We start from the raw sequence: 13,740 nt of genomic DNA on the forward strand, positions 1-13,740 counted from the left end.
GGGTGGCGCCCCCCGGGCCCCACGCCCTGACCCCCGGGCGTCCGGCGGGGGGGCGGGGTACCGGGCGCGGGGGTTGCCCCGCCCACCGCGGCGGACCGGGGGTGCGTGTCAGGCGCCGACGTATTCCGCGAGGTGCCCGGCGGTGAGGGTCTTGCGGGCGGCGACCAGGTCGGCGGGGGTGCCCTCGAAGACGATCCGGCCGCCGTCGTGGCCGGCGCCGGGGCCGAGGTCGATGATCCAGTCGGCGTGCGCCATGACCGCCTGGTGGTGCTCGACGACGATGACGGACTTGCCGGCGTCGACCAGCCGGTCGAGCAGGCCGAGGAGTTGCTCGACGTCGGCGAGGTGCAGGCCCGCGGTCGGCTCGTCGAGGACGTAGACGCCGCCCTTGTCGGCCATGTGCGTGGCCAGCTTGAGGCGCTGGCGCTCGCCGCCGGACAGGGTGGTGAGCGGCTGGCCGATGGTGAGATAGCCGAGGCCGACGTCCTGGAGCCGCTGGGCGATCCGCTGGGCGGCCGGGACGTTCGCCTCGTCCGCCGCGAAGAACACCACGGCCTCGTTCACCGACAGGGCCAGCACCTCGCTGATGTCGCGGCCGTGGAGTGCGTAGTCGAGCACCGATCGCTCGAACCGCTTCCCGTCGCAGTCCTCGCAGGTGGTGGCGACGCCGGCCATCATCGCCAGGTCGGTGTAGACGACGCCGGCGCCGTTGCAGGTGGGGCAGGCGCCCTCGGAGTTGGGGCTGAACAGGGCCGGCTTGACGCCGTTCTCCTTGGCGAAGGCCTTGCGGATCGGTTCGAGAAGCCCGGTGTACGTCGCCGGGTTGCTGCGCCGGGAGCCGCGGATGGCGCCTTGGTCGACGGAGACCACCCCGGCGCCGGCCGGGATCGACCCGTGCACGAGGGAGCTCTTGCCGGAGCCGGCCACGCCGGTGACGACGGTCAGGACCCCGAGCGGGACGTCGACGTCGACGCCCTGGAGGTTGTGGGTGCTCGCGCCCCGGATCTCCAGTGCCCCGGTGGGCTTGCGGACGCTCTCCTTGAGGCCGGCCCGGTCGTCGATGTGGCGGCCGGTGACGGTGCCGGCCTTGCGCAGGCCTTCGACGGTGCCCTCGAAGCAGACGGTGCCGCCTCCCGCACCGGCGCCGGGGCCGAGGTCCACGACGTGGTCGGCGATCGCGATGACCTCCGGCTTGTGCTCGACGACGAGGACGGTGTTGCCCTTGTCGCGCAGTTGCAGCAGCAGGCCGTTCATGCGCTGGATGTCGTGCGGGTGCAGGCCGGTGGTGGGCTCGTCGAAGACGTAGGTGGCGTCGGTGAGCGAGGAGCCGAGGTGGCGGATCATCTTGGTGCGCTGTGCCTCGCCGCCGGACAGGGTGCCTGCCGGCCGGTCCAGCGAGAGATAGCCGAGGCCGATCTCCACGAACGACTCCAGGGTGTCGTGGAGCGTCCTGAGGAGCGGTGCCACCGACGGCTCGTCGAGGCCCTCGACCCATGCGGCCAGGTCGCTGATCTGCATCGCGCAGGCGTCGGCGATGCTGATCCCGGCGATCTTCGAGGAGCGGGCGCCCTCGTTGAGGCGGGTGCCGTCGCAGTCGGGGCAGGTGGCGAAGGTGACCGCCCGCTCCACGAACTCGCGGATGTGCGGCTGCATCGACTCCTTGTCCTTGGAGAGCATCGACTTCTGGATGCGCGGGATCAGACCTTCGTAGGTCATGTTGATACCGGCGATCTTCATCCGGGTCGGCTCGCGGTGCAGGAAGTCGTGCAGTTCCTTCTTGGTGAACTTCCTGATCGGCTTGTCCGGGTCGAAGAAGCCGGACTCGGCGTAGAGGCGGGAGTTCCAGCCGCCGCCCTTGTAGCCGGGGACGGTGATCGCGCCCTCGTTCAGCGACTTGGTCTCGTCGTAGAGCTGGCCGAGGTCGAGGTCGGTGACGGCGCCGCGGCCCTCGCAGCGCGGGCACATGCCGCCGGTGATGCTGAAGCTGCGGCGCTCCTTGACCTGCTGTCCGGCGCGTTCGATGGTCACGGCGCCCGCCCCGCTGATGGAGGCGATGTTGAAGGAGAACGCCTTGGGCGAGCCGATGTGCGGCGTGCCGAGCCGGCTGAAGAGGATCCGCAGCAGCGCGTTGGCGTCCGTGGCGGTACCGACGGTGGAGCGGGGGTCGCCGCCCATCCGCTGCTGGTCGACGATGATCGCGGTGGTCAGTCCGTCGAGGACGTCGACCTCGGGGCGGGCCAGGTTGGGCATGAAGCCCTGGACGAACGCGGGGTAGGTCTCGTTGATCAGCCGCTGCGACTCGGCGGCGATGGTGTCGAACACCAGCGAGCTCTTGCCGGAGCCGGAGACTCCGGTGAAGACCGTGAGCCGGCGCTTCGGGATCTCGATGCTGACGTCCTTGAGGTTGTTCTCGCGCGCGCCGTGCACACGGATCAGGTCGTGGCTGTCCGCCACGTGCGGCGCGGACGCCTGCGTCTCGGTCTTTCTGGCCATGCTCAAACCCGTCTCCATCCGCTGCGCGGGGCCTCCGTCGACGGCCGCCACGCTAGCCGGGGTGGAACACTAGCGCTTCTCCATTCCTGACCGGCTCCCGCCGCCCGCCCGGCCGCGGGCGGCGGGGGTCGGGTGTCAGCGCGGTGAGCTGCCTGGTCAGGGGCGCCGCGACCGCGTCGGCGGTGACGGGGTCGGCGAGGTGCGAGGAGCGGGGAACGGCGGGTAGCTCTCCCCCGCCGCTCCGGCGACGCGGACGGTGCCGAGTCGTGCCCGGTCCAGCGGCGGCCGGGGCGAGGCGGCGAACCGGCTGGAGGTCAGGTCCTCACCGCCCACGGGAGTCCCCCTCCGGCCGCGCCTGCGGGATGCCGCTGGGCGGCGTCAGACGCCGGCCCGTGCCGAGATCGAGCACCAGCTCGGCGCTCCGCCAGCTCGCCCGGAGTTCGTGCGCGCCGAACGCCTGCCGACAGGCCGGATTGTCGAGGTGCGGCGGAGTCGGTTCCGGGTCGGGCAGCGCGCCGTCGACGGTGAACGCGGCGCTCCAGGCGAGGTGCAGCCGGCGCCCGTCCCGCGCGGTCCACGCCACCTGGGGGTCGCCGTGCCGGTCGCGGCCGAAGTCGGGGGTGGCGAGGGAGTCGGTGAACTCGGCGAAGGAGCCGTCCGCCGTACGCCGGCCCACGGTCGCCACGTAGGCGCGGCCGTCACCGACGGGTGTCCATGCCTGCCGGGCCTCGTCGCCGGTGGTGTCCGGCCGGAAGCCGCCCGCCGCGGCCACCGCGACGTACCCGTCCCCGACCCGGCCGGCGAGCCAGCAGCCGTACTCCCGCCATTCGTCGCACAGTTCGGCCGGGAACCACAGATGGGTGGTCGTGGTGTGGTCGGGGAGGCGGTGCAGTACGAGGACGGTGTCGCGGTGCTGGCGGGCGCGCGGCAGGATGCGCTGGCCGGCCCAGGCGTTCGGGCGGGCCGAGGAGCTGATGGTGTCGGCGGCCGGGTGGGTGGCGAACACCTGGACCTCGGCGCCGAGGGTCGCGCCCCAGATGTGCTCCTGAAGTCCCGGCAGGCCCGCCCGGTAGTCCTGGACGCTGGAGAGCATGGCGTCGGGGGTGCGCCAGATGCGCAGGTCGGAGTCGTACGGGCGGCTCAGCAGATCGTGGTGGAACCGGTAGCCGCCCCGGTAGACCTGGCGGCCGTCCCACTCCTGCGGGGGCTCGGCCGCGATCGCGGGGATCACGGGCGGAACCCGGTAGTGCTCGGCGGTCGCCACGGCGGTGGCGGGGAGGACGGCGCCGTTCAGGGAGCCGACGCCCCACAGCAGCCACATGACGGGCGCGGTCTCCTCGAAGCGGGAGGAGCGCAGGGTGGGGGTGTAGGAGCGGCCGTGGGCGGCGCCGTGCACTCCGCGCCAGGAGTTGCAGGCGAGGGTGAGCAGCACCTTGTCGAGGAGCGCCTCGGCGAGCCGGCGCAGTCCGTCCGAGGCGGCGAACTCCACCAGGGACACCAGGGCGAGGGTGTCGATGGCGAGGTAGGCGTTAGAGTCGAACTCGCTGAATCCGCCGGTGAGTTTGCGCCGCATCCACTCCTCGGCGAGGGGCCCCGCGTGCTCGGCGTGGCGGTGTCCGGTCCAGCCGGTGTTGGTGAACTCCTCGTCGGGGAAGAGTTCGCCGGCCAGGAGTTCGGCGGTGTGCCACACGAACTGGTGGTTCTCGGTGAAGTAGCACATCGCGTCCAGGCCGGGCTGGTCGATCCAGTACTTGAACCCGGTCAGCGCGCGGCGCACCGCCTCCCGCCGGCCCGGCTGCCAGCCGGTGCCGGGGATGCGGTGCCAGAGGTGGACGAGGCTGACGGCTTCGAAGTCCGCGCAGTCGGCACGGCCGGCGAGCATCGCCAGCGGCCCGTCCAGGTCGGCCCCGTCGAGCGGCGCCTCGGGGTCGAGGGCGTGCCGGGCCAGGGCCCGGGCCGCGCCGGGGGTGGCCCGGGCGACGTGCCGCAGCAGTTCGGCACGCCATACGGCGGGATCGCCGGCCGGTTCCGCGCGGCGCTGCGGGGGCAGGGTGGCGACCCGGGCCACCCGGGACACCGGGGCCAGGGGGTCGTCGGCGGTGATGCGCAGCACGTTCTCGCCGGTGTCCAGCATGGACGCGGCGTTCTCGGTCTCCGGTGCGCGGCCGGCCAGTGCGACCGGGGCGGCGCCCTTCTCCGGCAGGACGACCGGTTCGGCGGGGCGGCCGTCCACCGACACCAGCAGGCGGCCGCCGGCCGGCCCGGAGATCCAGGTCCGGCCGTCGGCGCAGGCCCACGGGCCGACCGCGAGCGACTCCAGCAGTTGCTCGGCGGCGCGGGAACGGTACTCGTCGGCTCCCGGGGTCGGCACGACCACGCGGACCGGGAGGCCGTCGACGCGCAGGCTCGCCGCATGGCGGACCTCGCGGAACGCGACCTGCCAGGTGGCGAGGTGCACGGTCGTCGTGCCGGAGCGCAGCCGGACCCGGACGCGGTGCCGCAGCGGCTCCATGTATCCGAAGTCGGCGCCGGAGAGCACCGGTCGGCCGTCGACGAAGAGTACGAAGGGGCCGGTGCAGGCGACTTCGAGGTCGCGGTACTCGGCCTGGTCCACCTCCAGGACGGTGCCGGCGAGCGCGTGCCGGTATTCGGGGGTGAAGCAGAACTGGCTCCAGTCGAGCAGGCCGTCCCCGCCGGTGTGCTCCCGCTGCCAGTGGGCCGAGGAGGGCGGGTCGCCGGCCGAGCGGGTCCAGGTGAACGCGGTGCCTTCGGCGAGGTCGGGCAGCGGCTGTGCGGTGAGCAGCGGGTGCAGATCGTGCAGGCGGCGCTTGAGGGGTGCGACGTCAGGTCCGTTGGTGAGCACCCAGCGGCCGTCGTCGCCCCACGGGCTGCCGGTGGCGGACAGCACGCGCGCCAGGTCGTCGCAGGTGCTGCTCCAGGCGGGGCCGGTCAGCCAGTCGCGCACGAAGCCGCGCCGGTCCAGCGAGTGCACCGTGCGTCCGGTGGGCTGAGGTGACGTCACTTGATCGCTCCCTGGGAGATTCCGGAGATGATGTGGCGTTGCAGCAGCAGGTAGAGGATCACGACGGGCACGATCGACACCACGGACACGGCGAGGATCTCGTTGAACGGGATGGCCTGCTGGCTCGCGAAGCGGGCGATGGCCACCGGCAGGGTCTGTTTCGACTCGTCCTGGGCGACGATCAGCGGCCACAGGAAGTCGTTCCAGCGCCAGATGACGGAGAAGACGGCGAGCACCGCCAGCGCGGGGCGGCTCAGCGGCAGGATGATCCGCAGGAAGATCCTGAACTCGCCCGCGCCGTCGATGCGGGCCGCCTCGATCAGTTCGTCGGGCAGGGTCAGCATGTACTGCCGGAGCAGGAACACGCCGGTCGGGGTGGCCGCCGGCGGAATGATCAGGCCGAGCAGGGAGTTCGTCATCCCGAAGGAGGAGACCACCTGGTAGACGGGCAGCAGGATCACCTGGAGCGGGATCATGATGGTCGACAGGGTGACGAGGAAGAGCAGGTTGCGGCCCCGGAAGTTGTACTTGGCCAGGGCGTAGGCGGCCATGGAGTTGATGGTCAGGGTCAGTGCGGTGGCGGCCGCCGTCACGATCACGCTGTTCGTCAGGTACTGCGCGAAGTCGAAGGCGCGCAGGCCGGTGGAGTAGTTGTCGAGGGTCGGACGGTGCGGCCACAGCGTGGGCGGTGCGGCGGCGAGCTCCTCCCGGGTCTTGAAGGAGGAGAGCGCGGCCCACGCCACGGGGGCCAGGACGGCGAGCGCGCCGGCGGTGAGCAGCACGGTGCGGACCACGGACGCCGTGCCGGGGGTGCGGCCGGTCGCCGAGGTCCAGGCCGGCCCCGGCCTGCCGACGGCGGTGCGGGCCCGCAGGGGTGCCTGGATGCTCATAGGGCCTCGCTCCGGCGGCCGGCCAGGTAGTTCAGGAAGGTCACGGCGAACACCACACAGAAGAGGATCACCGCTGCCGCGCTGGCCATGCCGTACTGGATCGGGTAGCTGAAGCCGTGCTTGTAGATGTACTGGACGATCAGGGTGGTGGCGCCGACCGGGCCGCCGCCGCTGAGGGTGAAGATGTAGTCGAAGGCCTGGAAGCCCGCGATGGTGGAGAGGATGACGACCACCGCGACGGTGGGGCGCAGCAGCGGGAGGGTGATCCGCCGGATGCGCTGCCACTCGCCGCATCCGTCGATGCGGGCGGCCTCGTAGACGGTGGTGTCGATGGCCTGGAGGCCGGAGAGCAGGATCAGGGCGTAGAAGCCGAGGTGGATCCAGACGCCGACGAGAATGACCGTCACCATGGCGAGGTCCGGTGAGACCAGCCAGCCGGGCCGGCCGAGCCCCACGGCGGAGACGACCTCGTCGACCAGTCCGGTCTGCCGGTCCAGGGCGGCTTTCCAGACGATGCCCACGACGACCGGGGAGATCATCAACGGGAGCAGGTAGGCGGCGCTCAGTGCTCCGCGGCCGCGCCGCTGGGCGTGCAGCAGCAGGGCCAGGGCGATGGCCAGCACGGTGGACACGACCACGAACCCCACGGTGAACAGCAGCGTGTGGCGGGCCACCGTCCAGAACTCACCGTCGCCGAGGATGGTGCCGTAGTTGGAAGTGCCGACGCTCCGGAAGGTGAGGCCGTCACCGCTGTCGTAGAAGCTGAGGTTGAAGCCGTTGACCGCCGGCCAGATGGTGAAGACGGCGAAGACGGCCATGTTGGGGAGGACGAACAGGTACGGGGCGAGCTTCCGCGAGGTGAGCGGCCTGCCTGTGGTGCGGGTCATGGCGGGCCTACCGGGCGGCCGCGTCGATGGCGGTCTTCAGGTTGCCGACGGCGCTCTTGACGTCCTCCTGGCCGGCGACGACCTTGTCCGTCTCGGTGATGAGCGCCTGCGCCGACTTGGTGAACGCGGGGCTGGAGTTGGAGGTGAAGGTGTCGTCCGGCGTGCGGGCCAGGTCCTTGAGGAAGGTGTTCATGTCGGCGCTGTGGCTGGGGTACTGCACTCCGGAGGCGGTCAGGTCCCGGCGGGTGGGCAGCCAGTAGGCGGTCCGGTCGACGGCGCGCTGGTTGTCGGCGGTGTTCATCCACTCCACGAACGCGGCGGCCAGGGCGGGTTCCCCGCTGTTCTTGAACGCGACCATGTACTTGCCGCCGGGGAAGCCGCCGCAGCGCGCCTCGCACGGGTTGGGCGTCGCCGCCCAGGCGAACCCGGCGCTCTCGGTGAAGGCGCCGACCTGCCAGGGACCTGACAGATAGACGGGTGCCTGCCCGGCGAGGAACTGGTCGTTGCCGCCCGCGTAGTTGTCGCCGGCGCCCAGCCAGAAGTCCTTGGAGATCGTGTTGTTCTTCACCAGGCCGGTGAAGAAGGCCAGGGCCTTCTCGGCCTTCGGCCCGTCGAGGCCGTTCTTGTTGCCGGGACCGACCAGCACGGTCCCGAACTGGCTGAGGACGGTGCTCAGCCGGTGGCCGGACTTGTCGATGGCGATCGCGTACGGCATGTGGTTGGCCTTGGCGACCTTCTCGGCGTCCGCGACGAACTGGTCCCAGGTCCACTTGGCCGGGATCGCCACCCCGGCCTTCTCGAAGGCGTCGACGTTGACGAACGGCCCGTTGACGGTCAGGTCGCTGGGCACCGCGAGCATGTGGCCGCTCGTGTCCTGCGCCGTCTTCGCCGCGCCGGAGGTGAACTGGCCCGGGTAGCCGTCGCCGAAGTACTGCTTGAAGTCGACGGCGACGCTCGCGTATGCGTGCCAGTCGCTGACTCGTGCCACCTCCGGTGCCTGACCGGAGGAGAGCCGGGCCTGCAGCGAGGTGTCGAGGTTGGCGTAGGGGACGATCTGCAGGTTGACCTTCGCGCCGGTCTCGGACTCGAACCGGGAGATGGCGGAGCGGGTCGCCTTCTCGTCCGCGGCGCCGTCGGTGAAGTAGACGTAGGTGAGCTTCTTGCCCTCGAAGCTCTTCCAGTCGATCTTGGTGGGAGTCGTCGGCCGGTCCCCGGAGGACGCCGGGGACCCCGGTGCACACGCCGTCGCCGCGAGTGCCGCGACCGTCCCGATCACCACCGCGCAGATTCGTTTGCGCACGCGCATGGTTCTCCACCCTTCTCTTCAGTGAGCGGTGCGGCTGGCCCTTCCTGTGTCCGCCACGGAGTGGGCCACAACTGGGCTGGCCTTGCAGGGAGTTGGTAGAAATACTGCTCCGAGTTCCGCGATAAGGGAAGACCGTCCCGCCCAGCGGAAAGGTCGGGCTCCTAATGGTTCGCAAACTCGAGGAGTTCTCCAGGTGTCCCGGTCGCGACTCGCCCGACGGTCGGGTTCGCCGTCGCCTGCGAGAACGTCGTCCACGTCGGGCGCTCCCAACGACCGCACTCCGCCGACCAGGCTCTGCTACGAAGATTTTGCGTTCTCGCGGGACGCCCATGAACCGGCCCCGACCTGCACGGAGTCCGCTTTGTCGGCCCCTACGGCCCACAGGTAACGGCGAGTTCACCGAGCTTCTCTTCCTCGGCAGTCTACGCGCGTGGTGTCATGCCCACGCTCACCCACCCCCCACGTGAGCGTCAACTCGACTAGGAGTCACGCATGCTGTCGAAGCTTCTCGGTCGCGCGGGTGTCGCCCTGGCGGCCAGCGCGGCCGTGGTCGCCGCCGCGGTCCCCGCGAACGCCGCGAGCTACACCGCGTTCGCCTTCTCGCTCAGCAGCAGCGAGCCCACGATCTACGACTTCATCAACTCGGCCACCAGTTCGCTCGACATGACGATGTACGAGCTGGAGGACACCACGGCCGTCAACGACCTCATAGCCCTCAAGAACAAGGGCGTCACCGTGCGGGTGGTCCTGGACCGGGCGCACCAGAGCGCCAACAGTTCCGCGTACAGCGCCCTGACCAAGGCGGGCGTGGGTGTGGTGTGGTCGCCGTCCAGCTTCGTCTACACGCACCAGAAGACCATCACGGTGGACGCCGCCAAGTCGCTGGTCCTCACCGGCAACCTGACCTCGCAGTACTACTCGACCGGCCGGGACTACGGGGTGTTCACCGACGACACCCGCGATGTCGCCGCGATCGAGAAGGTGTTCGCCGCCGACTACGCCGGCACCTCGGTCACCCCCACCGACGGCGACCACCTGCTCTGGTCCCCCACCGACTCCCGCAGCCGGCTGCTGTCCGTGATCAACGCCGCCACCAAGACGCTCGACGTCGAGGAACTGGAGTTCAGCGACAGCACGGTGGTCAACGCGATCGTCGCCCGGGCCGAGGCGGGCGTGAAGGTGCGGGTGGTCCTGGAGACACCCGGCGACTACGCCGGCGAGGTCTCCGACATCGAGGACGCCGGCGGCACGGTCGTCGGCTACTCCGACCCCGACGGCTTCTACATCCACGCCAAGGCCATGGTCGCCGACTACGGCCTGTCCACCCAGGAGGTGGAGGCCGGCTCCATGAACATCAGCAGCAACTCCCTGTCGAACAACCGGGAGCTGGGCATCATCCTCACGGGCACGGGGGTGGCGCAGTCGGTGGCCACGACCATCGAGACCACGTTCAACAGCGACTACAACGGCGGCACCGCCGCATAGCGGACCGGACCTCGGCCCCGGCGGCGCGTGCGCGCGGCCGGGGCGGAGGCAGGCCCACGCGGGAAGACCGACAGGGGTGTCGACGCGGGGGACGCCGCCTGCTCGCGGGCCGAGGGCCTCGCCCCGGCCGCGAAGAACCGCACAGCGCGGCGGAGGCCCACCGCATGCCCGGCAGCGGGAACGGCACGGTCCCGCGGTACGGCCGCGGCTCGACCGCCCACCCCCGTGACCAGTACCGGAAGCGAGTTCGCGCGGCCCGTCGTACGCCCGCCCGGGGGCCGTAATCTTGCGCACGTGAACGACGAGACCGTGCCAGAGCCCCTGGACTCCCCGCAGCCCCGTCCGCAGTCGCTGCTGCTCGCCTTCTTCGGCAACCACGTGCTGGACCAGGGCCCGCTGGGCGTCTACTCGGGCAGCATCATCACGGTCCTGGGCCGGGCGGACGTCGGCGAACAGGCCGTGCGCTCCACGCTCACCCGCATGGTCAACAGGAACCTGCTGCGACGGCAACGGCAGGGGCGCAAGACGTACTTCGGTCTGACGCCGCTCGCCACGCAGATCCTGCACGACGGCCGGCGGCGCATCTGGCAGACGGGCGCGGTCAACGACGACTGGGACGGCTCCTGGACCCTGCTCGGCTTCTCGCTGCCGGAGTCCTGGCAGCGCCAGCGGCACGATCTGCGCTCGCAGCTCGGCTGGTCGGGGTTCGGGCCGCTCTACAGCGGGCTGTGGATCGCGCCCGGCCGGGTGGACGTCTCCGCCGTCGTCGCCGAACTGGGACTCTCCGCGCACGTCAAGATCTTCCACGCGCTGGCCGACGAGGCGACGGACATCGACGTCATGATCCGCGACACCTGGGACCTGGGGTCGATCGCCGCCCGTTACGAGGACTTCCACACCCGCTGGGAGGCATGGCGCGCCGGCCCCGGTGACGACCCGGTCGTCACCCGGCTGCGCCTGGTCAGCGAGTGGCTGGGCGTCATCCGCACCGACCCCCGGCTGCCCGTCCGGCATCTGCCCGCCGACTGGCCGGCCCCCCGGGCGGAGACCACGTTCCACCGGGTCGCGGCCGAGACCGATGGGCCGGCCCGCCGGATGGCCACGGATCTGCTGGACACCACGCCCCTGTGACTCCTCCCGCCCGGTCGGCGGCCCCGCGGCTCGCCCGGAATCCCCTGGTCAGCATGGATCGCCGCCGATCTATGCTTCTTGGAGCAGGAGGTTCGCCGGACCGTCGAAGGAGAGGGTGCCCGTGTACGGCGACGCTCTCCGTCCGGCATCCGCACCGTGTCCGTCTCTCCCGAGGAAGCCCCGTTGAACTTCTGGTCGATCTATGAGCATGGCTTCGCGCGTGTCGCCGCGTGCACCGGCCACACCGTCATCGCCGACCCGCGCGCCAACGCCGAGGCGGTCCTGCGCCAGGCGCGCCGCTGCGCCAAGGACGGGGTCGCCGTGGCCGTCTTCCCGGAGCTGGGCCTGACCGGTTACTCGATCGAGGACCTGCTCCTCCAGGACGTGGTGCTCGACCAGGTCGAGGAGGCCCTCGCGACCGTGGCGGCCGGTTCGGCCGGGCTGCTGCCGGTCCTCGTCGTCGGCGCCCCGCTGCGCCATCGCAACCGGATCTACAACTGCGCGGTGTTCGTGCACCGGGGCCGGATCCTCGGTGTGGCACCGAAGTCGTATCCGCCGAACTACCGGGAGTTCTACGAGCGCCGGCAGATCGCCTCGGGCGACGACGAGCGGGGCGGCACCATCCGGATCGGCGGCGAGAGCGTGCCGTTCGGGGTGGACCTGCTGTTCGACGCGGAGGACGTCCCCGGTCTGGTGCTGCACGCCGAGATCTGCGAGGACATGTGGGTGCCGGTGCCGCCGAGCGCGGAGGCCGCACTGGCCGGCGCGACCGTGCTGGTGAACCTCTCGGGCAGCCCGATCACGGTCGGCCGCGCGGAGGACCGCAAACTGCTGTGCCGCTCGGCGTCGCAGCGCTGCCTGGCCGCGTACGTCTACGCGGCGGCCGGACTGGGTGAGTCCTCGACGGACCTGTCCTGGGACGGCCAGACCATGATCTACGAGAACGGCGCGCTGCTCGCCGAGACGGACCGGTTCCCGCTCGACGACCAGTACGCGGTGGCCGACGTGGACCTGGACCTGCTGCGCCAGGAGCGGGCCCGGATGGGCTCGTTCGACGACAACCGGCGTACCCACGCGGCACGCACCGGCGGCTTCCGGACCGTCCCCTTCCGGCTCGACCCGCCCACCGCCGACCTGGGCCTGCGCCGCCGGGTCGAACGCTTCCCCTTCGTGCCCGCCGACCCCGAGCGGCTCGCCCTGGACTGCTACGAGGCGTACAACATCCAGGTCGCGGCGCTCCAGCAGCGGCTGGCGGCGATCGGCGGCCCGAAGGTGGTCATCGGGGTGTCCGGCGGCCTGGACTCCACGCACGCGCTGATCGTCGCCGCCCGGGCGATGGACCGCGCGGGCCGCCCGCGCAGCGACATCCTGGCCTTCACCCTGCCGGGGTTCGCCACCGGCGAGCACACCAAGGGCAACGCCCACCGGCTGATGAACTCGCTCGGCGTGACCGCGGCCGAGCTGGACATCACGCCGACCGCACGGCTCATGCTGAAGGAGATGGGCCACCCGTTCGCGGCCGACGAGCCGGTGTACGACATCACCTTCGAGAACGTGCAGGCCGGGCTGCGCACCGACTACCTCTTCCGGCTCGCCAACCAGCGCGGCGGCATCGTGCTGGGCACCGGTGACCTCTCCGAGCTGGCGCTCGGCTGGTGCACGTACGGCGTCGGCGACCAGATGAGCCACTACAACGTCAACTCCGGTGTGCCGAAGACGCTGATCCAGCATCTGATCCGCTGGGTCATCAGCAGCGAGCAGTTCGACCCGGAGACCGCTAAGACGCTCGCCGCGATCCTCGACACGGAGATCAGCCCCGAACTGGTGCCGGGCGAGGAGCTGCAGTCCACCGAGTCCAAGATCGGCCCGTACGCACTGCACGACTTCACCCTCTACCAGGTGCTGCGGCACGGGTTCCGGCCGTCGAAGATCGCCTTCCTGGCCTGGCACGCCTGGCACGACCGGGAGGCGGGCGCCTGGCCGCCCGGCTTCCCCGAGTCCGACCGCAAGGCGTACGACCTGGCAGAGATCCGGCACTGGCTCGACTACTTCTGCCGGCGCTTCTTCGCCTTCGCCCAGTTCAAGCGCTCGGCCATGCCGAACGGCCCGAAGGTTTCGGCGGGCGGCTCCCTGTCTCCCCGGGGCGACTGGCGCGCCCCGTCGGACAGTTCGGCGAAGGCCTGGCTGCACGACCTGGCGCGCGTCCCGGAGGCATAGCGCGCCCGCCCGCGATTTGGTGTCCGCCCTGTGGCCACGCTATGGTCGATCACGCGCGCGGCACTCCACATCCGGGTAACGCGCGATGCGTTGGTGGTCCAAGGAAAGACGCCCCGCTTCCTGTGGGGAGATGCAGGTGCAAGGCCTGCCCGGCGCTCCGCCCGAAGAGCCCCGCCCCCGATCCGTCGGGGGCGGGGCTCTTCGCATGCACGGCTCTCGGCGACGGCCGTACGCACCCGGACGGGCGTACCTTCCACCGACACCCGGAAGGAGCCTCGGGGCAGGACAAAGTACCTGGTCAGGGAGGAC

The 13,740-nt window shown here is 71.2% G+C and carries 8 protein-coding genes; 3 read left to right on the plus strand and 5 right to left on the minus strand.

The genetic code is table 11. The annotated features are described in order from the left end of the window. Positions 1 to 108: 108 nt before the first annotated feature. From ACFWXC_RS50535 to ACFWXC_RS50555, 5 genes are all read right to left on the minus strand, one after another. On the minus strand, positions 109 to 2,493 hold the full coding sequence (locus ACFWXC_RS50535) for an ATP-binding cassette domain-containing protein (RefSeq protein ID WP_384490662.1): 2,385 nt from the start codon (positions 2,491 to 2,493) through the stop codon (positions 109 to 111). Positions 2,494 to 2,815: 322 nt separating this feature from the next. Then, positions 2,816 to 5,515 (minus strand): hypothetical protein, encoded by a 2,700-nt coding sequence (locus ACFWXC_RS50540; RefSeq protein WP_384490664.1) that lies wholly within the window; start codon positions 5,513 to 5,515, stop codon positions 2,816 to 2,818. Further along, positions 5,512 to 6,405 carry a carbohydrate ABC transporter permease gene (locus tag ACFWXC_RS50545; protein ID WP_384490666.1) on the minus strand — a complete coding sequence of 298 codons (894 nt, stop codon included), beginning with the start codon at positions 6,403 to 6,405 and terminating at the stop codon, positions 5,512 to 5,514. Before ACFWXC_RS50545 ends, ACFWXC_RS50540 begins: the two co-directional genes overlap by 4 nt. Next, a complete protein-coding gene (locus tag ACFWXC_RS50550) occupies positions 6,402 to 7,292 on the minus strand; it encodes a carbohydrate ABC transporter permease (protein ID WP_384490668.1) in 891 nt (296 codons plus the stop codon). The genes ACFWXC_RS50545 and ACFWXC_RS50550 overlap by 4 nt, the downstream gene beginning before the upstream one ends. A gap of 7 nt (positions 7,293 to 7,299) precedes the next feature. Further along, positions 7,300 to 8,592: an ABC transporter substrate-binding protein gene (locus ACFWXC_RS50555; protein WP_384490670.1), complete on the minus strand. Its 1,293-nt coding sequence runs from the start codon at positions 8,590 to 8,592 to the stop codon at positions 7,300 to 7,302. 498 nt (positions 8,593 to 9,090) lie between these two features. On the opposite strand from ACFWXC_RS50555, the gene ACFWXC_RS50560 reads away from it, so the two are divergent. The 3 genes from ACFWXC_RS50560 (at position 9,091) to ACFWXC_RS50570 (ending at position 13,431) form a co-directional block, all read left to right on the plus strand. After that, positions 9,091 to 10,083, plus strand: coding sequence for a phospholipase D-like domain-containing protein (locus ACFWXC_RS50560; protein ID WP_384490672.1), 993 nt, complete (start codon positions 9,091 to 9,093; stop codon positions 10,081 to 10,083). A gap of 294 nt (positions 10,084 to 10,377) precedes the next feature. Continuing rightward, complete coding sequence (locus ACFWXC_RS50565; RefSeq protein ID WP_384490674.1) at positions 10,378 to 11,214, plus strand: PaaX family transcriptional regulator C-terminal domain-containing protein; 837 nt, start codon at positions 10,378 to 10,380, stop codon at positions 11,212 to 11,214. A 183-nt stretch (positions 11,215 to 11,397) separates the two neighbouring features. After that, positions 11,398 to 13,431: an NAD(+) synthase gene (locus ACFWXC_RS50570; protein ID WP_384490699.1), complete on the plus strand. Its 2,034-nt coding sequence runs from the start codon at positions 11,398 to 11,400 to the stop codon at positions 13,429 to 13,431. Positions 13,432 to 13,740 lie beyond the last annotated feature (309 nt).

Source organism: Streptomyces sp. NPDC058683, assembly GCF_042716195.1.
Taxonomy (GTDB): Bacteria; Actinomycetota; Actinomycetes; order Streptomycetales; family Streptomycetaceae; genus Streptomyces.